The sequence below is a fragment of the Pseudomonas sp. R1-18 genome, assembly GCF_051132095.1.
In the GTDB taxonomy this organism is placed as follows: domain Bacteria; phylum Pseudomonadota; class Gammaproteobacteria; order Pseudomonadales; family Pseudomonadaceae; genus Aquipseudomonas.
Genome location: NZ_CP071658.1, coordinates 4504087 through 4525324 on the forward strand (window position 1 = coordinate 4504087; position 21238 = coordinate 4525324).

General features: G+C 60.2%; 12 protein-coding genes. 7 read left to right on the top strand and 5 right to left on the bottom strand.

All coding sequences use genetic code 11. From position 1 onward, the window contains the following. Window positions 1-92: 92 nt before the first annotated feature. On the top strand, window positions 93-2291 hold the full coding sequence (gene yccS, locus J3P77_RS20500; RefSeq protein WP_434678396.1) for a YccS family putative transporter: 2199 nt from the start codon (window positions 93-95) through the stop codon (window positions 2289-2291). Here the strand turns inward: yccS and J3P77_RS20505 are convergent. Continuing rightward, window positions 2254-3009 carry a substrate-binding periplasmic protein gene (locus tag J3P77_RS20505; RefSeq protein ID WP_434678397.1) on the bottom strand — a complete coding sequence of 252 codons (756 nt, stop codon included), beginning with the start codon at window positions 3007-3009 and terminating at the stop codon, window positions 2254-2256. The genes yccS and J3P77_RS20505 overlap by 38 nt on opposite strands. Window positions 3010-3219: 210 nt before the next feature. Here J3P77_RS20505 and J3P77_RS20510 point away from each other — a divergent pair, with 210 nt between their 5' ends. After that, window positions 3220-3678, top strand: coding sequence for a GNAT family N-acetyltransferase (locus J3P77_RS20510; RefSeq protein WP_434678398.1), 459 nt, complete (start codon window positions 3220-3222; stop codon window positions 3676-3678). 12 nt (window positions 3679-3690) lie between these two features. Here the strand turns inward: J3P77_RS20510 and J3P77_RS20515 are convergent, their stop codons facing one another. Genes J3P77_RS20515 through J3P77_RS20525 form a run of 3 tightly spaced genes read right to left on the bottom strand, consistent with a single transcriptional unit; the run spans window position 3691 to window position 6709 of the window. After that, window positions 3691-3987, bottom strand: a complete 297-nt coding sequence (locus J3P77_RS20515; RefSeq protein ID WP_434682084.1) for a winged helix-turn-helix domain-containing protein — start codon at window positions 3985-3987, stop codon at window positions 3691-3693. Window positions 3988-4008: 21 nt separating this feature from the next. Continuing rightward, window positions 4009-4539, bottom strand: a complete 531-nt coding sequence (locus J3P77_RS20520) for a M48 metallopeptidase family protein (RefSeq protein ID WP_434678399.1) — start codon at window positions 4537-4539, stop codon at window positions 4009-4011. 52 nt (window positions 4540-4591) lie between these two features. Continuing rightward, window positions 4592-6709 (bottom strand): putative bifunctional diguanylate cyclase/phosphodiesterase, encoded by a 2118-nt coding sequence (locus tag J3P77_RS20525; protein ID WP_434678400.1) that lies wholly within the window; start codon window positions 6707-6709, stop codon window positions 4592-4594. 315 nt (window positions 6710-7024) lie between these two features. On the opposite strand from J3P77_RS20525, the gene J3P77_RS20530 reads away from it, so the two are divergent. Beyond that, the gene (locus J3P77_RS20530; RefSeq protein ID WP_434682085.1) at window positions 7025-7696 is read left to right on the top strand and encodes a polysaccharide lyase family 7 protein; all 672 of its coding nucleotides are present in this window, start codon (window positions 7025-7027) and stop codon (window positions 7694-7696) included. 125 nt (window positions 7697-7821) lie between these two features. On the opposite strand, the gene putP is transcribed toward J3P77_RS20530, so the two are convergent. After that, window positions 7822-9309 (bottom strand): sodium/proline symporter PutP, encoded by a 1488-nt coding sequence (gene putP, locus J3P77_RS20535; protein WP_434678401.1) that lies wholly within the window; start codon window positions 9307-9309, stop codon window positions 7822-7824. Between the two features lie 457 nt (window positions 9310-9766). Here putP and putA point away from each other — a divergent pair, with 457 nt between their 5' ends. From putA to mscK, 4 genes are all read left to right on the top strand, one after another. Continuing rightward, window positions 9767-13720 (top strand): trifunctional transcriptional regulator/proline dehydrogenase/L-glutamate gamma-semialdehyde dehydrogenase, encoded by a 3954-nt coding sequence (gene putA / locus J3P77_RS20540; protein ID WP_434678402.1) that lies wholly within the window; start codon window positions 9767-9769, stop codon window positions 13718-13720. Window positions 13721-13910: 190 nt separating this feature from the next. Next, window positions 13911-15713, top strand: a complete 1803-nt coding sequence (locus J3P77_RS20545) for an acyl-CoA dehydrogenase (protein WP_434678403.1) — start codon at window positions 13911-13913, stop codon at window positions 15711-15713. Between the two features lie 330 nt (window positions 15714-16043). Further along, on the top strand, window positions 16044-17786 hold the full coding sequence (locus J3P77_RS20550) for a potassium/proton antiporter (protein WP_434678404.1): 1743 nt from the start codon (window positions 16044-16046) through the stop codon (window positions 17784-17786). A 40-nt stretch (window positions 17787-17826) separates the two neighbouring features. Then, a complete protein-coding gene (gene mscK / locus J3P77_RS20555; RefSeq protein ID WP_434678405.1) occupies window positions 17827-21231 on the top strand; it encodes a mechanosensitive channel MscK in 3405 nt (1134 codons plus the stop codon). Window positions 21232-21238 lie beyond the last annotated feature (7 nt).

The following is a 21238-nucleotide window of genomic DNA, read 5'->3' on the forward strand; positions in this document are numbered from 1 at the left end:
AAATTTTGCGTGACGGATGTACAGGCTGTCCCAAGGCCTGTACATACTCCTCCTGCAGAATCGATCAATTGCGAAAGGCCGTCATTTCATTCATGGCATCGAAATCTCTCCGTCATACGTTTCGCCGGTTATGGGCGCTGGACAAGTTCAGCTATAGCGTTCGGGTCTTCATCGCGCTGACCGGCAGCATGGCGCTGTGCTGGTACCAGAATGAAATGAACCTGTTGATCCCCCTGTTTCTGGGGATCATCGCCTGCGCCCTGGCCGAAACCGACGACAGTTGGCAGGGTCGCCTCAACTCGCTGGCGGTGACGCTGGTCTGTTTCAGCATCGCCGCGATGGCGGTGGAACTGCTGTTTCCCTATCCCTGGATTTTTGTCTGTGCGCTGGCGCTGGCGAGTTTCAGCCTGACGATGCTGGGCGCGCTGGGCGAGCGCTATGGCGCGATTGCCTACGGCACGCTGATTCTCTCGGTCTACACGATGATCGGCGTGGATCAGCGCGGCGGACAGGTGCTGGATTTCTGGCACGAACCGATGCTGCTGGTCGCGGGCGCGGCCTGGTATGGCCTGCTTTCGGTGCTGTGGCAGATGCTGTTTGCCAACCAGCCGGTACAGCAGGCGCTGGCGCGGCTGTTCCGCGAACTGGGGCAGTACCTGAAACTGAAATCGACGCTGTTCGAACCCATCCGCACTCTGGACGTCGAAGCCCGGCGCCTGGAACTGGCTCAGCAGAATGGCCGGGTGGTCGCCGCGCTGAACTCGACCAAGGAAATCATTCTGCATCGCGTCGGCAGCGGGCGGCCGGGCTCGAAGGTCAGCCGTTATCTCAAGCTGTACTTCATCGCTCAGGACATCCACGAGCGCGCCAGCTCTTCGCACTATCCGTACAACTCACTGGCCGAAGCCTTCTTTCATAGCGACGTGCTGTTCCGTTGCCAACGCCTGCTGCGCCAGCAGGGCGTGGCCTGTCAGGCGCTTTCCGAATCCATACAACTGCGCCAGCCGTTCGTGTACGACCCGCAATTTGCCGAAGCGATGGAAGACCTGCACGCTTCGCTCGAACACTTGCGCATTCAGAGCAATCCGGCGTGGCGCGGGTTGCTGCGCTCATTGCGCGCGCTGGCTGCCAACCTCACGACACTCGACCGGCTGATCAGCGACGCCAGCAATCCCGATGCTCTGGCCGAAGCCAGTGACACCACACTGCTCGACCGCTCGCCGCGCAATCTGAAGGATGTCTGGGCGCGGCTGCGCCTGCAGATGACGCCGACTTCGCTGCTGTTCCGCCATGCGCTGCGTCTGCCGCTGGCGCTGACGGTCGGTTATGCCATGGTTCATCTGATCCACCCGTCGCAAGGCTATTGGATTCTCCTGACCACGGTTTTCGTGTGCCAGCCAAGCTACGGGGCAACCCGTCGCAAGCTCGGCCAGCGGATCATCGGCACCGCCATCGGTCTGACGGTCGGCTGGGCGCTGTTCGCGCTGGTCACCAGCCCGATCCTGCAATCGATGTGCGCGGTAATCGCCGGCGTAGTGTTCTTCGTCAACCGCACGACGCGCTACACGCTGTCGACTGCGGCGATCACCGTCATGGTCCTGTTCTGCTTCAATCAGGTTGGCGATGGCTACGGCCTGTTCCTTCCGCGCCTGTTCGACACCCTGCTTGGCAGCCTCATCGCCGGTCTTGCGGTATTCCTGTTCCTGCCGGACTGGCAGGGACGGCGCCTGAACAAGGTGTTGGCCAACACGCTGACCTGCAACAGCATTTACCTGCGCCAGATCATGCAACAGTACGCCAAGGGCAAGAGTGACGATCTGGCTTATCGGTTGGCCCGCCGCAATGCACACAACGCCGATGCGGCGCTGTCCACGACGCTGGCGAACATGCTGATGGAGCCAGGTCACTTCCGTAAGGAAGCAGACGTGGGCTTCCGCTTTCTGGTGCTGTCACACACGCTGCTCAGTTATCTGTCCGGGCTTGGCGCGCATCGCGACACGCAGCTGCCCGCCGACGTCCATGAACAACTGATCGACGGCGCCGGTGCGACGCTGGCCGCCAGCATCGATGAAATTGCACAAAGCCTGGCCGACAAGCAGCCGGTGGCCGTCCAGAGCGATGTCGAGGATGCGCTGGCAGCTCAGCTGGAACAGATGCCGGATGAACTGGACGAAAGTCAGCGGCTGGTACAGACCCAGCTGGCGTTGATCTGCCGGCAGCTGGCGCCTTTAAGGACGCTTGCCGCGCACCTGATCAAGGCGCCGGAAGCCACTGTAGGCCGTGCAGTCTGAACAGCTTCTCGTAGCTGCCGTCGGCTTTCATCGCTGCGATTTCCCGATCGAAGGCCGAGATGATCTCTGCGTGCCCCGGGGTTTTCAGGCTGACCAGAATATGCAGGCTGTTCTGGGTCAGTGAGCCTGGAAGAAACTCGATATTCTCGCGCACCTGCTCAGGCTCCTGGGCCAGATTGAAGCGTGCGACGTATTCGTCCTCCAGCGCCAGGTCGACGCGGCCGAGCGCCAGCAAGCGCGCAGCCATGGAAAAGTTGTGGACCGGAAATTTCTTGAGCTGCGGATCGTTATCGAACGCCGGGAAATACGCATAGCCGCGCACCACTGCAATCAGATAGTCATTCAATTGCTCCAGACTCTGATAGGTGATGGTGGTGTCCTTGCGCTTGAGAAAGCGGATGCGATTGATCAGATATTCCTGTGAGAACTCGCCGATGCGGGTCCTTTCCGGGCTGTACCACGCATTGATCAGCACGTCATGACGCCCTTCACTGATCCCGAGCATTGCGCGCGCCCATGGCACCTGCTCATAGCTGGCGTCGTAGCCTGCCCGGCGCAGGGCGGTGCTCACAATGTCAGTGGCCAGTCCGCCATTGGGCAGCGATGTATCGGTAAAAGGAGGCCACGCGTCGGCAACCAGTCGTAGTTTTTCTGTGGCACCGGCTTGTGCCATCAGCATGATCCCCAGCATTCCAACTGCTCGAAGCCATCGCGACATGCTCTCGTTCCTGAAAAGGGCATAGCACCCGATACAACCCAATCGGCCGCGAGGCCGCAATCTGCACGGTGGCACCAAGCCTTGATTGAAGACGCAATTGTGGGTTTCGACAACTCACGCGCGATATTGGTGGCTCGTCGCATGCGTGTTATTGGGAATGCCGCCAGATACGTTTAGACTTCGCTTCTGGTTTCTCAGCGAGTCGGCGACATGTCTATCAAATGGATCTGCAAACACCACACCGAGCTGAGCATTGAACAGCTGTACGCCGTTCTCAAGCTGCGCGCCGAGGTGTTTGTGGTCGAGCAACAGTGCGTTTATCTGGATGTGGACGGACAGGACCTGACAGGTGATACCTGCCATTTGATGGCCTGGCAGCAGGATCAACTGGTTGCCTACCTGCGGTTGCTGGACCCTATCCAGCAGAACGGCGATGTCACGATTGGCCGCGTGGTCACCGCGCCCTCGATCCGCAATCAGGGCATGGGCCACGAACTGATGGTGCAGGCGCTGGAACACGCCGAACGCAAGTGGCCCGATCAGCCGATCTATCTTTCGGCGCAGGCGCATTTGCAGGGTTACTACAGCCGCTACGGCTTCAACCCGGTTGGCGAGGTTTATCTTGAAGACGACATTCCGCACATCGGCATGCGTCGCGATCTGGAGTGACCGGCAACCGGGTCAGGGGTAACCCAGCACGGCCTTGATGTTGGCCAGATGCCGATTGATCCAGTCGGGGTCAATCGCGCCCCATCCCCGAATCCGGTAGTTCCCGGCGTGGTTGCGCGCCCCTTCGAGTTGCTCGAATTCGCAGTGGATGTCCAGATCGGCCAGCGCCGCGATGGTGTCCTGGGCAGTGCGGCGCGGCATGCCGGTAGCATCCATCAGCGCGGGAACACTGCTGGCGATACCCGCATCGATCAGGTACGCCACATACAGACGCCGGTAGAAACTGCTTTTGGTCTTGCTGACCTCCATCCCTGAATCCTTGTGCATGGTTTATCCGTGGGTTTGCTTGCCTGCGGCCAGCATATCGCGCCAGGTCAGGTAGATCCGCAGGTCGAACTCGATCTGGTGGTAGCCGGGCTGCATGTGCTCGCACAACTGGTAAAAGGCTTTGTTGTGGTCCGACTCTCTGAAATGCGCCAGCTCATGGACCACGATCATGCGCAGAAACTCGGGCGCGGCGTCCTTGAACAGCGAGGCGACACGAATTTCGTTCTTGGCCTTGAGCTTGCCTCCCTGCACCCGCGATACCTTGCTGTGCAGGCCAAGGGCACGATGGGTCAGATCCAGACGGTTGTCGAACAGCACCTTGTCGATGCCCGACACATTGCGCAGGTGCTCCTGCTTGAGGGCCAGCGCATAGGCATACAAGGCTTTGTCGCTCTGGATCTGGTGCCGGTCGGGGTAACGCTGCTGCAGGTAATCGCCCAGCTTGTCCTGAGCGATAAGCTGTCGCACCTGATCCTGGAGCGTCGCCGGGTAGGCTTGCAGGTATTTGAGCGGGGTCTGTAGCTGACTGGCCATGGGTCGCGGCTGATTATTCAAAGCGCCAAGTCTACCGCACTCCCCCGCATTTTCAGCTCCGGTACTCGAACTGCGGCGCAAAGCGCAACGCTTCTTCAGGCAGCATCGGCCTTGCGACATAGAAGCCCTGAATCACCTGACAACCGTTGTCGAGCAGCCAACGGTACTGCTCGGACGTCTCGACGCCTTCAGCGATCACCAGCATATCGAGGTTGCGGCACAGGTCGATAATGCTGCGCGCAAGCACCGCATCCCGAGGATTTTCCTGCATTCGGGCGATGAAATGGCGGTCGAGCTTCAGGGTATCGAGTGGCAGGTTGCGCAAGTGGGAGAGTGAGCACTCCCCTGTGCCGAAATCGTCCAGCGCCACGCGCACGCCAATGTCGTGCAACCTCTCCAGCTGTTTATGGCTGTGCGTAAGGTTATGCACCAGCGAATTCTCGGTGATTTCGACTTCGATCTGGCCGGGCTTGAGCTCGAAACGGTCCATCGTCCTGCGCAGCTCGGAAACCAGATTCGGCATACAGAATTGCGTAGGGCTGACGCTCAGGCTGAGGACCAGATCGGGTGCGAACACATGACTCCATGCCTGGCGCTGCTCTGCGCCTTGATCGAAGATCCAGCCACCGAGTCGGTTGATCAGACGCGTTTCTTCCAGCAATGGTATGAACAGGGCCGGTGGCACCTCACCGACGCTCGGATGCTGCCAGCGCAGCAGGGCTTCGAACCCGCGCAGACGACCGTCGGCGGCGTGCACCTGCGGTTGGTACACTACCGAGAAATCCTTGCCATCGATTGCGGTGCGCACGCTCTCTTCAAGCATCAGTCGCGAACGCGCGCGGCCGTTCATGTTCTGGTCGTAAAACCGGTACTGCTGGCGTCCCGCTCGCTTGGCTTCGTACATGGCGATATCGGCCGCACGTAACAGTCCGTCCAGATTCGCACCGCACTCCGGGTAGGTCGCGATGCCGACGCTGGCGCCAAGAGTGATGTCGACGCCATCGATCTGCTTGCGTACCGATACCCGTTCTATGAGTTTTTCGGCGACTTTCGCGGCCTGTTCGGGGTAATCCAGCCCGTCGATGACCACGGTAAACTCATCGCCGCCCATGCGCGCCAGTACGTCGTAAGGTCGAATGCAATCGCGCAGCTGTTCGGCGACCCACAGCAACACCTGGTCGCCGGCGTCATGCCCGAGGGAATCGTTGATCTGCTTGAAACCGTCCAGATCCAGGTAGATAACCACCAGAAACTTGTCCAGCCGCTCGGTGCGTACCAGCATGCCTTCGACGGTCTGGTAGAAGCCGCGGCGGTTGAGCAAACCGGTCAGAGCGTCGGTCACGGCCTGTTTTTCCAGCTGCTGATACAAGTCGCGAACCACCGACATATCGAGCACAGTCAGCACCATTGCCTTCTGCTCGGGAGGCAGCGGCGCGCAGGACAACGCAACCGGAAGCTCTCCGCCGTCGGTCGTCAGCAGGATGGCGTCGTGCACGCGATAGGTTTCGCCTTTGCGGTAATGCTCGTAGAAACCCGAAGCGCGCCAGCTTTCGTTATGGGGCTCCAGCACATAGTTCAGAATCGTCGTGCCCTGCAGCTTCTCGAAGCTTGCGCTGAGCAAGCGGCAGATGGCGGGGTTGGCGAAACTTATCCGGCCGCCTTCGTCGACCACCAGAATGCCTTCGGCAACATTGGCCAGTACCGATGCGTTGAACGCCCGAGCGGTTTCCAGCTCCTGAGTCAGTGATTGCAACGCACGCCGATTGCGTTGCTGCTCCAGCAGGGCATGGACCTTGGGTTTGAGAACGTTTGGGTCGAACGGTTTGAAAAGGTAGTCCGTCGCGCCACTGGCGTAGCCCTTCTGGACCGCGTCCTGGGACTGCTCATTGGCCGTCAGAAAGATAATCGGCGTCAGGCGGGTGCGCTGGCTGCCACGCATCAGGCGAGCGACTTCGAAGCCATCCATGCCCGGCATCTGCACATCCAGCAGAACCAGATCCACTTCCTGCTCCAGCAGAATCGTAAGCGCTTCGATGCCGGAGCTGGCGGTAATGATGCGCCAATCGGTCCGTTGCAGGACGGCGCACATCGTCACCAGATTTTCCGGATAGTCGTCTACGACCAGTAAAACAGAAGTTCCATCAATGGGTTTGGGTTGCACGCATTCCATGCTGCTTCTCTTCGTGTGGCACGACGCCTGGGAAACCCGGGAATACCATCATGCGTTGTGAGCCAACTCTAGCCCGGTCTAGTGAAAAGCAGTAGCCAGGAAGCTCATTGCCATCATTAAACCTGAAACGGGCCGACTAACGGTAGTTTCCTGCAGGCCGCTCATACTCTGCTCTTCAGCGGATATGACAGCACTTTGACGTCATTGACTGAACAATTCGACGTTAACAAGTCGTCCGACAATCCGTATAAGGACGCCCCGAATGACGGGCCAGAGCGTTGCCGCTGGCCTTTGGACACCTCGGAAGGACAAAAAATGATAGACCTTGGTTCGTGGAATCTCAGTATCCCGGTTGGTTCGCCTCCTAAGACCATTGAAACTTCACAATTGATGCACGGCTACGACGGCAAATATTTCGAATCCCATTCGAGCCGGATTTTCTTCTGGTCGCCTGTCACCGGCAGCCGCACCGAAAACGCCAAATATCCCCGCAGCGAATTGCGCGAGACCTGGTCCGACGGCACGTTGCACAACTGGAAGTACCCTGATGCCGACAATTTCCTGAACGCGACCCTGGAAGTCAACCAGGTGCCATCATCGGGCAAGATCGTCATTGGCCAGATTCACGCCTACGAAAGCACCGAACCGATGCTCAAGGTCGAGTACCAGTACAAAAAGAAGCAACAGGCCGGCAACATCGTCGTCAAGGTCCGCAACCGCTTCGACGACAACCACAGCCGGGTTATCAAGCTCGCCGAAGGCGTGCCCTTGAACGAGCGATTCAAATACATCATCCATCTCAGCCGTCGCGGAGAACTCAGTGTCAGCGCCCGCGACATGAACTGGAAAACCCAGGTAAGTGCGACCTGGCGCGACAAACCGCTCTATTTCAAGGCTGGGGTTTATACGCAGGATAATAAAGGCTATTCCAATGAAGGTGGTAAGGCCACGTTCTATAACCTGGATATCGACCACAACAAATCCTGAACCCCGCGCATGAAAAAGGCCCGGACTCTTCAAGAGTCCGGGCCTTCGTTTTCCGACAAAACAAGCTTAAGAGCGCGCTTGCCCGCGAGCGGCTGCCTAGCGCCTCGGCGTTTACGCCAAGAGGCTCAGCGGGTTGCCTTGAACTCCTTCTCGGCCGCGACGAAGCGATCCTGCATGGCAGCTGACGGGCCTTTGCCGATCAGGCTGAACACCACGATCGCTATGCTCGCCAGCAGGAAGCCAGGGATGATTTCGTACAAGCCCATCGTGTCGAACTGCTTCCAGAGCACCACGGTAACGGCACCCACGATCACGCCGGCGAGCGCGCCGTTGCGCGTCATGCCTTTCCACAGTACGGAAATCAGTACAACCGGACCAAACGCGGCGCCAAAGCCAGCCCAGGCATAGCTCACCAGACCCAGGACGCGGTTCTCCGGGTTGGCAGCCAGCAGAATCGCGATCAGCGCGACCAGCAGCACCATCGCCCGACCAACCCAGACCAGCTCGCGCTGCGAAGCACCTTTACGCAGATACGACTTATAGAAGTCTTCTGTCAGGGCGCTGGAGCAGACCAGCAGCTGGCAGCTCAAGGTACTCATGACCGCCGCCAGAATCGCAGACAGCAGTACGCCCGCGATCCATGGGTTGAACAACAGCTTGGCCAGCTCGATAAACACTCGCTCAGGGTTTTCAGTCACCGGCCCGGCAACGTCCGGGTGCGCCGAGAAGTAAGCGATGCCGAAGAAGCCCACTGCAACCGTGCCGCCCAGACACAGGATCATCCAGGCCATGGAGATGCGACGCGCTTTGGCGATCGACTTGACCGAGTCTGCCGCCATGAAGCGCGCCAGGATGTGCGGCTGGCCAAAGTAGCCCAGCCCCCAGGCCAGCAGCGAGATGATGCCGATGAAGGTGGTGTTCTTGAACATGTCGAAGCTGGTCGGGTCCTTGGCTTCGATGGCCAGGAATGTAGTGTCGACACCACCGGTTGCCAGCAGCACGATAATCGGCGTCAGGATCAACGCAAAGATCATCAGGGTTGCCTGCACGGTGTCCGTCCAGCTCACGGCCAGGAAACCACCTACAAAGGTGTAGGCGATGGTCGCGGCGGCGCCGGCCCACAGCGCAGTCTCGTAGGACATGCCGAACGTGCTTTCAAACAGGCGCGCGCCAGCGACGATGCCCGAGGCGCAGTAAATGGTGAAGAAGACCAGGATTACCACTGCCGAAATGATGCGCAGCATGCCGCTCTTGTCTTCAAAGCGGCTGCTGAAATAATCAGGGAGCGTCAGGGCATCACCGTTGTGCTCGGTCTGCACCCGCAGGCGACCGGCCACGAACAGCCAGTTCAGGTAAGCGCCGATGATCAGACCGATGGCGATCCAGCCTTCCGATAGGCCCGACATATAGATGGCCCCCGGCAAGCCCATCAACAACCAGCCGCTCATGTCCGACGCGCCGGCTGACAGGGCCGTTACCACGCTGCCGAGGCTACGACCGCCGAGAATATAATCCGAAAGGTTATTGGTGGAGCGATAGGCCAGCAGGCCGATCAATACCATTGCCGCGATGTAGATCACGAAAGTGATCAGGGTTGGGTTGCTCAAACTCATGTGTTTCTGCCTTGGCATTGTTTTTATTGAGCGCCCGATGCCCAGGGAGGATCTGACTACTGGATCCAGTCCGGCCAACCTTGCATCCGACGCAGCACTGACTGACAGCTCCATGAGGAACCGGCAGCCGACTGTGATTCACATTACGGTTGCACCGTTGCCGCGAATCCTATTAAACATCACAAACATGGTGCAACCAGTTTCAGATAATGAGTTGCACCCACCACAAAAAGACTCCCCCAAGTCATTTTCCGCCCTATTTTGGGGCAGGCAAACCGCATTTCGCAAAGAAAAATGCGCCGTTGTCGAGCGCGCTTACTGTTTCATAGGTTAAACGGCGCAATCGTCGCAAAATATTCCGAAAATTGGGTTGCACCCGGTTGCACCTCACAGTGTCCGGCGATAATCTTCGACAAAGCCGATGCCACATCCACAGTGGCAATAATGAGGACAATCCATGGCCACCACGACATTGGGCGTCAAGCTTGACGACCCGACCCGCGAGCGCTTGAAAGCAGCCGCCCACTCGATCGACCGCACGCCGCACTGGTTGATCAAGCAAGCGATCTTCAATTACCTCGAAAAGCTGGAGAGTGGTGCAACCTTGCTTGAACTCGACGGGCACGCTGGCAAGGATGGCGAGGACCATGCCGAGCCACCAGCCGATGCCGGTTATCAGCCGTTCCTGGAATTCGCGGAAAGCATCCTGCCGCAGTCGGTCCTGCGCGCCGCCATTACTGCGGCGTATCGTCGACCGGAACAGGAAGTAGTGCCCATGCTGTTGGAGCAGGCTCGCTTGCCTGCGCCAATGGCTGAAGCCAGCAACAAACTTGCGGCAACCATCGCGGAAAAACTGCGCAATCAGAAGAGCGCCGGTGGCCGTGCCGGGATCGTTCAGGGTCTGTTGCAGGAATTCTCCCTGTCCTCCCAGGAAGGCGTGGCACTGATGTGCCTGGCCGAAGCCCTGCTGCGCATCCCTGATAAAGGCACGCGCGATGCGCTGATCCGCGACAAGATCAGCAACGGCAACTGGCAGCCGCACCTGGGCAACAGCCCTTCGCTGTTCGTCAACGCCGCCACCTGGGGCCTGTTGTTGACAGGCAAGCTGGTCGCCACCCATAACGAAGCCGGCCTCACTTCATCTCTGAGCCGCATCATCGGCAAGAGCGGCGAGCCCATGATCCGCAAAGGCGTGGACATGGCCATGCGTCTGATGGGCGAGCAGTTCGTCACCGGCGAAACCATCGGCGAAGCCCTGGCGAATGCCAGCCGCTTTGAAGCCAAGGGCTTCCGCTATTCCTACGACATGCTGGGCGAAGCCGCGCTGACCGAGCACGACGCGCAGAAATACCTGGCGTCCTACGAGCAGGCTATTCATTCCATCGGCAAGGCGTCCCACGGTCGCGGCATTTATGAAGGCCCGGGCATCTCCATCAAGCTGTCCGCACTGCACCCGCGCTACAGCCGTGCACAGTACGAACGGGTGATGGATGAGCTGTACCCGCGCCTGCTGTCGCTGACTCTGCTTGCCAAGCAATACGACATTGGCCTGAACATCGACGCCGAAGAAGCCGACCGCCTGGAGTTGTCGCTGGACCTGCTCGAACGTCTTTGCTTTGAACCACAGCTGACCGGCTGGAACGGCATCGGTTTCGTGATCCAGGCCTATCAGAAGCGTTGCCCGTATGTGATCGACTACGTGATCGATCTAGCGCGTCGCAGCCGTCATCGCCTGATGATCCGTCTGGTAAAAGGCGCGTATTGGGACAGCGAGATCAAGCGCGCCCAGGTTGAAGGCCTCGAAGGCTATCCGGTCTACACCCGCAAGGTGTATACCGACGTTTCCTACATCGCTTGCGCCCGCAAGCTACTGGCTGCGCCGGAAGTCATCTATCCGCAGTTCGCCACCCATAACGCCCATACACTGGCAGCCATCTACCAGCTCGCCGGTCAGAACTACTACCCGGGGCAGTACGAATTCCAGTGCCTGCACGGCATGGGCGAGCCCCTTTACGAGCAGGTCGTCGGCAAGGTTGCCGATGGCAAGCTGAACCGGCCTTGTCGCGTGTACGCGCCGGTCGGCACCCATGAGACGCTGCTGGCCTATCTGGTACGCCGCCTGCTGGAAAACGGCGCGAACACGTCGTTCGTCAACCGCATTGCCGATCACTCGATTTCCATTCAGGAACTGGTAGCCGACCCGGTGAGCCAGATCGAGCGCATGGCCACCCAGGAAGGCGGCTTCGGCCTGCCTCATCCGCGCATCCCGCTGCCACGCGAGCTTTATGGTGCCGAGCGGGCCAACTCCAGCGGCATCGACATGGCCAACGAGCACCGTCTGGCTTCGCTGTCTTCGGCGCTGCTGGCCACCGCTCACACTGACTGGAAAGCCGCGCCGATGCTCGGCTGCCCGGCCAGCGAAGGTACAGCAGCTGCCGCGCTCAACCCGTCTGACCAGCGTGATGTGGTTGGCCACGTTCAGGAAGCCAACCTGCAAGACGTCGATAACGCGATCCAGTGCGCGCTGAGCGCCGGCCCGATCTGGCAGGCGACCCCGCCGGCAGAGCGCGCGGCGATTCTCGAACGCGCCGCCGACCTGATGGAAGCCGAGATCCAGCCATTGATGGGCCTGCTGGTGCGCGAAGCTGGCAAGACCTACCTCAACGCCATTGCCGAAGTGCGCGAAGCCGTGGACTTCCTGCGCTACTACGCCGTACAGGCGCGTAACGACTTCAGCAATGATGCGCACCGCCCGTTGGGCCCGGTGGTCTGCATCAGCCCGTGGAATTTCCCTCTGGCAATTTTCAGCGGTCAGGTTGCCGCTGCACTGGCAGCCGGCAATCCGGTACTGGCCAAGCCGGCCGAACAGACGCCGCTGATTGCAGCTCAGGCTGTGCGTATCCTTCTGGAAGCCGGTATTCCCGAAGGCGTGGTGCAACTGCTGCCAGGCCGCGGCGAAACCGTCGGTGCGCGGCTGGTAGGTGACGAGCGCGTCAAAGGCGTGATGTTCACCGGCTCCACCGAGGTTGCTCGTCTGCTGCAACGCAACGTGGCCGGTCGCCTGGACTCCCAGGGCCGCCCGATCCCGCTGATCGCCGAAACCGGTGGCCAGAACGCGATGATCGTGGACTCCTCGGCGCTGACCGAACAGGTGGTGATCGACGTGGTGTCCTCGGCCTTCGACAGCGCGGGCCAGCGTTGCTCGGCACTGCGCGTGCTGTGTCTGCAGGAAGACTCCGCCGATCGCGTGATCGAGATGCTCAAAGGTGCCATGGCCGAAAGCCGCCTGGGTAACCCGGAGCGCCTGAGCGTGGACATCGGCCCGGTGATCGACGCCGAAGCCAAGGCCGGCATCGAGAAGCACATTCAGGGCATGCGCGACAAAGGCCGTACGGTTTACCAGGTTGCCATCGCCGACAGCGCCGAGATCAAGCGCGGCACCTATGTAATGCCGACGTTGATCGAGCTGGAAAGCTTTGACGAGCTGGAACGCGAAATCTTCGGACCTGTGTTGCACGTGGTTCGCTACAAGCGCAAAGAGCTGGACCTGTTGATCGGTCAGATCAATGCCTCCGGCTATGGACTGACTCTTGGCGTGCACACCCGCATCGACGAGACCATTGCCAAGGTGGTCGACAACGTGAATGCCGGTAACGTCTACGTCAACCGCAACATCGTTGGCGCCGTGGTCGGCGTGCAGCCGTTCGGCGGCGAAGGCTTGTCCGGCACCGGCCCTAAAGCCGGCGGCCCGCTGTACCTGTATCGCCTGCTGTCGACCCGCCCGCAAGACGCGATCGTCAAATCGTTCGCTCAAAGCGATGCATCGGCGGCACCGGACACTCGCCTGCGTGAAGCCATGAGCAAGCCATTGCAGGCACTCAAGGCCTGGGCGGCGAGCGGCAAGCTGCCTGCGCTGGAAGCTTTGTGCGAGGAGTATGCCGGGCAGTCGCAAAGCGGCATCACGCGCCAACTGGTTGGTCCGACCGGCGAGCGCAACAGCTATGCGATCCTGCCACGCGAGCACGTCTTGTGCCTGGCTGATGACGAAACCGATGTGCTGACCCAACTGGCTGCGGTTCTCGCAGTCGGCAGCAGCGCAGTCTGGCCGGAAAATGCGGTGAGCAAAGCGTTGCGCACCCGTCTGCCGAAGGAAGTACAGGCACGCATCAAGCCGGTCACCGAATGGAACAAGGACGAAGTCGTGTTTGATGCAGTCCTGCACCATGGCGATTCGGACCAACTGCGCGAGGTCTGCCAGCAGATCTCCCAACGTGGCGGTGCAATTGTCGGGGTCAACGGTCTATCCCACGGCGAAACCAACGTTCCACTGGAACGCCTGGTGATCGAACGCGCCTTGAGCGTCAACACCGCGGCGGCCGGTGGTAACGCCAGCCTGATGACTATCGGCTGACGCCCGCCGGTTTGCGACAGGACCGGGCGCCGCCCGGTCCGCTTCCACGGTAGGAGCGCGCTTGCCCGCGATGGCCTCTTCGCGTTGTGCGCTCCTATGGAGCACCAGACTCATCACCCATATCAATCTTGCTACCGACCCCAATTCCCGGCACCTAGACTCAGCTGATTTCCAGCCGAGGTAGGCCGCCATGTCCGAGACACTGCTCTGTTCCCGCAATCTGGCTTTCGAGCTGTATGAAGTGCTGGATGCCGAAGCCTTGACCGGCCGGGAACGCTTTGCCGAACACACCCGTGAAACATTTGATGCCGCAATCGGTACGGCGCGGGCCATTGCCGAGAAGTATTTCGCACCTCACAACCGCAAGGCCGACGAACATGAGCCACGCTATGAAAATGGCGAGGCAGTGTTGATTCCAGAGGTCAAGCCAGCCGTCGGCGCCTTTCTCGAAGCCGGATTTCTCAACGCAACGCGGGATTTCGAGGCCGGCGGCATGCAGCTGCCGACCCTGTTGTCCCAGGCCTGTTTCGCGCATTTTCAAGCGGCCAACGTTGGGACTACGGCTTATCCGTTTCTGACCATGGGCGCTGCGAACCTGATCGAAAGTTTTGGCAGCGAAGAGCAGAAGCAACGCTTTCTGCAACCCATGATCGAAGGCCGTTTCTTCGGGACCATGGCGCTGACCGAGCCCCATGCGGGTTCTTCACTCTCGGACATTCGCACCCGGGCCGAGCCTGTGAGCGATGGCAGCTACCGCCTTCGCGGCAACAAGATCTTCATTTCCGGTGGCGATCACTCGCTGTCGGAAAACATCGTGCATCTGGTTCTCGCAAAACTGCCGGATGCACCGGCCGGTGTAAAAGGCATCTCGTTGTTCATCGTGCCTAAATTTCTGGTGAATGAAGATGGAAGCCTCGGCCCGCGCAATGACGTGCTGCTGGCAGGGCTGTTCCACAAGATGGGCTGGCGCGGCACCACTTCCACCGCGTTGAACTTTGGCGATAACGGTGAGTGCGTCGGCTATCTGGTGGGCAAGCCGCATCAGGGCCTCGGTTACATGTTCCAGATGATGAACGAGGCGCGCATTGGCGTAGGGCTGGGCGCGGTCATGCTTGGCTACGCCGGTTATCTGCATTCTCTCGCCTATGCCCGTGAACGGCCGCAAGGACGCTTGCCCGACAGCAAGAATCCGGCGAGCGCGCCGGTGGCGATCATTCAGCATGCCGATGTGCGGCGCATGCTGCTGACCCAGAAAGCGTACGTGGAAGGCGCTTTCGACCTTGGCCTCTATGCCGCTCGGCTGTTTGACGACACCCAGACTGCCGACACCGCCGAAGCCCGTCGCCACGCACAGGAATTGCTTGATCTGCTGACACCGATCGTCAAATCCTGGCCTTCGGAGTTTTGCCTGAAAGCCAACGAACTGGCGATTCAGGTGCTGGGCGGTCACGGCTACACCCGCGATTATCCGGTGGAGCAATACTATCGCGACAACCGGCTGAACCCGATCCATGAAGGCACCCACGGCATTCAGTCGCTGGATTTGCTTGGCCGCAAACTGGCGCAGAACGGCGGCGCAGGGCTGACCCAACTGACGCGTTTGATCGGCGCCACTGTTGAACGCTCCCGAGCTCACGAGGAACTGGCCAGCCTGCGCCAGCCGCTGGAACAGTTGCTGGCGCGACTGCAGACCGTCACGCTGGGATTGCTGACCGATCTGGCCCAGGGTCGGGTCAGTCCTGCCCTGGCCAATTCGGCCCTCTACCTCAAGGTGTTCGGCCACACGGTGATCGGTTGGCGCTGGCTGGAACAGGCTGTCCATGCCTGCCACGGCCTCGTGCACGGCACCAGCGCGGACGAGCCTTTCTATCGCGGCAAATTGCAGGCGGCCCGGTATTTCTTGACTTGGGAAGTACCGGGCTGCCATCAAGAACTGACGATTCTCGAACGTCGCGACGATACTTGTCTGGCCATGCAGGAGAACTGGTTCTAGGGGATGCACCGGCGCAACGTCGGGCATGCTTGCCAATCAGCGGGCAGAAGCTCTGGACCGGCGCTTTGCCCGCGTCGCCGAGCCAGGCTGCCTATTGCACACGGTTGAACGGTTCGCTGGTTCAAACGTCACCAGCGCTTTGCAGCCATAAAGGGCGCTGATTACTCGTGCGTTGCCAACACGTTGCACGCAGTGCGAAGTTTCCCTCATTAACTGCGGACAATGCTTTGACAGCCAGCCAATTCAACAGGTTAAATCCATTGGCATGCCGACTGCATGGTCAGTTTCAACCCTCACCTTCTACATTCGTTTTTATCAGGAGTGCCGACTTTGGATGCCACGACCATCAACAGCCTGTTTTTGATCGGCGCGTTGCTGGTGGCTGCTAGCATTCTGGTCAGCTCACTTTCTTCGCGCCTCGGCATTCCCATCCTGGTCATCATCCTTGCCGTGGGCATGGTCGCGGGAGTCGACGGCGGCGGCATCATTTTCGACAACTACGCCACGGCCTATCTCGTGGGTAACCTGGCCTTGGCGGTGATTCTGCTCGATGGTGGCTTGCGAACGCGGGTCGCGAGCTTTCGGGTTGCCCTCTGGCCTGCGTTGTCGCTGGCCACGGTCGGGGTATTGATCACCACGGTCCTGACCGGAATGGTCGCGGCCTGGCTGTTCGACCTGAACATGATCCAAGGCCTGCTGATCGGCGCCATTGTCGGCTCGACCGACGCTGCGGCGGTGTTTTCGCTGCTGGGCGGCAAGGGCCTGAACGAGCGCGTAACGGCCAGCCTGGAAATCGAATCAGGCAGTAACGACCCGATGGCGGTGTTTCTGACGGTCACCCTGATCGGCATGCTCGCCAGCGGCCAGACCGGTCTGCATTGGGGGCTGCTGGGTCATCTGATTCAGGAATTCGGAATCGGCGGCGTCATCGGCCTGGGCGGCGGATGGATCATGCTGCAGCTGGTCAATCGCATCAATCTGGCCGCCGGCCTGTATCCGATTCTGGTCATCGCCGGCGGGCTGGCCATCTTTGCCCTGACCAACGCCATTCATGGCAGCGGCTTTCTGGCGGTCTACCTGTGCGGTCTGGTGCTGGGCAATCGCCCGATCCGCAGTCGTCACGGCATCCTGCATATGCTCGATGGCATGGCATGGCTGGCACAGATCGGCATGTTTCTGGTGCTTGGCCTGCTGGTCACGCCCCATGATCTGTTGCCCATCGCATTGCCGGCCCTGGGTCTGGCGCTGTGGATGATTCTGGTCGCGCGCCCGCTGTCGGTAATGGTCGGCCTGCTGCCATTCAAGGCGTTCCATGGACGGGAAAAAGCCTTTATCGCCTGGGTCGGGCTACGCGGCGCGGTACCGATCATTCTGGCCGTGTTTCCGTTGATGGCGGGTTTGCCGCACGCCCAGTTGTACTTCAACCTGGCGTTCTTCATCGTGCTGGTTTCGCTGCTGCTGCAAGGCACTAGCCTGCCGTGGATGGCCAAGCTGCTGAAAGTGACGGTTCCGCCTGATCCGGCGCCGATTTCGCGGGCCGCGCTTGAAGTACACGTTACCAGCGAGTGGGAGCTGTTCGTCTATCGCCTCGGCGCTGAAAAATGGTGCATCGGCGCAGCCCTGCGGGAACTCAAGATGCCGGAAGGCACTCGTATCGCTGCCCTGTTCCGTGGCCAGCAGCTGTTGCACCCTTCCGGCAGTACCACGCTGGAGGTCGGCGACCTGCTGTGTGTGATCGGCCATGAGCATGATCTTCCGGCACTGGGCAAACTGTTCAGTCAGGCGCCACAGCGTGGCCTGGACCTGCGTTTCTTCGGTGATTTCGTGCTCGAAGGCGATGCTCGGCTGGGTGCGATTGCCGAGCTGTACGGCCTGACCCTCACAGGTCAGGACGCCGACATGCCGCTCAGCCAGTTCATCGTGCAGAAGAACCGTGGCGAACCGGTCGTTGGCGACCAGATCGAGTGGAACGGCACGATCTGGACAGTTGCGGCCATGGACGGGAACAAGATCCTCAAAGTGGGCGTCAGATTCCCCGAAGGTAGCCGCCCAGGCCCGGGATTGTTCCTTTAAACTGCCACTCCACTCTCGTTTCATCCAGCGACCGGTATCTATGCTTTCCCTGCGTGCTTTCCTTGCTGTCACCCTGCTTGGGCTTTGCCTGTCTACATCACCCGCGATGGCTGCCGACCCGGCGACACCGACCGCCGCCTCGGTGCAGCAGAGCCTGGACAAGATTGCCGACCGCAAACTGCCGGACGCTGATCAGAAAGCGCTCCAGCAAGTGCTCGAACAGACGCTGGGCTTCCTTTCTGCCCAGGAAGAAAGCCAGCAGAAGCTGACGGACTTGAAGCACCTGCTCAATCAGACGCCCAAAGAGCTGGAAGAAAACCAGCGCGAGCTGAACCGGATCAAGGCCAGCAAGGTTGTCCCGATTGCCCAGCGCTACGGCAATCTGGATGTGCCACAGCTGGAACAGATGCTCAGCCAGCGCAGCACTCAGCAAAGCGATCTGCAAAAAGCCCTCAACGAAGCCAACAGCCTGACCATCACCGCCCAGACGCGTCCGGAACGGGCGCAGGCCGAAATCAGCGCCAACCAGACCCGCATTCAACAGATCAACAACACGCTCAAGGCTGGCAAGGACAACGGCAAGCCCCTGAGCGCCGATCAACGCAACCTGCTGAACGCCGAGCTCGCCTCGATCAATGCCCTCAACCTGCTGCGCCGTCAGGAACTGGCCGGCAACAGCCCGCTGCAGGATCTGGGCAACAGCCGGCACGATCTGCTGACGGAAAAGGTGGCCCGTCAGGAGCGGGAAATCCAGGATCTGCAGACGCTGATCAACGACAAGCGTCGCGCCCAGTCGCAGAAGACCGTGGCCGAGCTCTCGCTGGAAGCGCAGAAAGCAGGCAGTAGCAGCCTGCTGGCGACCGAAAGCGCGGCCAACCTGAAGTTGTCTGATTACCTGCTGCGCGGCACCGATCGCCTCAACGAGCTGACCCAGCGCAATCTTCGCACCAAGCAGCAACTGGATAACCTGACCCAGACCGATCAGGCGTTGAGCGAGCAGATCAACGTCCTGAGTGGCAGTCTGTTGCTGTCCAAGATCCTCTACAAACAGAAGCAGGCGCTGCCGCATCTGGAGCTGGATCAGGGCCTGGCCGACGAGATCGCCAACATTCGTCTGTATCAGTTCGAGGTCAACCAGCAACGGGAACAGATGAGCAGCCCAATGGCTTATGTCGAGAAGCTGCTGGCGACCCAGCCTCCCGAAGAGGTCACTCCCGCGCTGCGTCGCACGTTGATGGACCTGGCGATTACCCGCAGTGATCTGCTGGAGCGCCTGAATCGCGAACTGAGCGCACTGCTCAATGAATCGATCACTCTGCAGCTCAACCAGAAGCAACTGACCAGCACAGCCATCAGCCTGCGTGCCACGCTGGACGAGCAGATGTTCTGGATCCCCAGCAACAAGCCTCTGGACATGGAGTGGTTCCAGACCATCTGGCCGCGCCTGAAGAAGCAGGTGGCGACGCTGCCCTGGACCTCCAGCATCAGCGAGCTTGCCGATGGCCTGACCCATCGTCCGTTGCTGTTTCTGCCGCTGCTGCTGTTGATCGGCGTGCTGACCTGGCGCCGTAATCAGCTCTACCAACACCTCAACCGCCTGCACGCCGATATCGGCCACTTCAAACGTGACAGCCAGTGGAAGACGCCGCTGGCGTTGCTGATCAATGTTCTGCTGGCTTTGCCGGTGGCGCTGGGTCTGGCGCTATGCGGTTATGCGCTGCAAATCGATGCACGCGGCCAGAACGCCAATCTCGGCGAAGCGCTGTTACAGATCGCGCTCGCATGGCTGGTTTTCTACACGGCCTACCGGGTTCTGGCTCCGGGCGGCGTCGCGCAACTGCATTTCCGCTGGGAAACGATTCAAGTCGAGTTTCTGCGCGGCTGGGTGCGGCGTCTTGGCCTGGTCGTGCTGGCGCTCGTGGCGGTGGTGGCGGTTGCCGAACATCAACCCGCGGCGCTGGCCGATGATGTGCTGGGGATCGCCGTGGTTCTGGCCTGCTATGCGCTGATGGCGTGGCTGCTCGGGCGTCTGCTGCTGGCCAGCCCGACTCATCACAATGCGTCCCTGTTCCGCAAAGCCCTGGGGCTGGCGTTCACTGCATTGCCTATCGCGCTGTTCGTCGCGGTGTGCTTCGGCTATTACTACACCGCGCTCAAGCTCACTGACCGCCTGATCGACACCCTTTACCTGCTGATGCTCTGGCTGGTCGTTGAAGCAACTTTCGTGCGCGGCCTGGGTGTCGCGGCGCGCCGTCTGGCGTATCAGCGTGCTCTCGCCAAACGCCAGGCCGCCCGCGACAGCGGCGACAGCGATGCGCCAATCGAAGAGCCGAAGCTGGACATCGAGCAGGTCAACCAGCAGTCATTGCGACTGATTCGTCTGGCGCTGCTGAGCGCTTTCGTCGGCGGGCTTTATCTGGTCTGGGCTGACCTGATTACCGTGTTCGCCTACCTGGACAACATCATTCTCTACGAGTACACCAGCGGCACCGGCGCCAACATGAGCATGGTACCCATCAGCCTGGGCGACTTCATTGGCGCCGTGGTGATCATTGCCATTACCTTCGTGTTGGCCGGCAACCTGCCCGGCCTGCTTGAGGTGCTGGTGCTGTCGCGCCTGAACCTTGCGCAAGGCAGTGCTTACGCAACCACCACCCTGCTGTCTTATGCCATCGCCGGCATCGGCTTCGTCACCACGCTCTCGACGCTCGGCGTGAGCTGGGACAAGCTGCAATGGCTGGTTGCCGCGCTGTCCGTGGGCCTGGGTTTCGGTATGCAGGAAATCTTCGCCAACTTCATCTCCGGGATCATGATCCTGTTCGAACGACCGGTGCGGATCGGCGACACCATTACCATCGGCAACCTGTCGGGCACGGTCAGCAAGATTCGCATTCGTGCCACGACCATTACCGATTTCGACCGCAAGGACATCATTGTCCCGAACAAGACGTTCATCACCGGGCAATTGATCAACTGGTCGCTGACCGACACCATCACCCGGGTCACGCTCAAACTCGGCGTGGACTACGGCTCGGATCTGGATCTGGTGCGCGCGCTGCTGCTTCAAGCGGCTCGGGATAACCCGCGGGTGCTCAAGGAGCCGGAACCGATCGTCTATTTCCTGAGTTTCGGCGAGAGCACTCTGGACCACGAATTGCGCATGCACGTACGCGATCTCGGCGACCGCAACCCGGTACTGGACGAGATCAACCGCTTCATCAACCGCGAATTCAAAAAGCAGAAAATCAACATCTCGTTCCGTCAGATGGAGGTCTACCTCAAGAACCTCCACGGTCAGGAGTACAAGATGGTGCCGGTCGAACCTGCAGATAAAACCATCCTGCCGACCGAGCCGGGGACGCCGCCGGTAAACCCGCCAGTCACCACCAAAGTGACGCCCGCGACCAAGGACGCACCGGAACCGCCGGAACTGAGGCTCGACTGACAAGGTC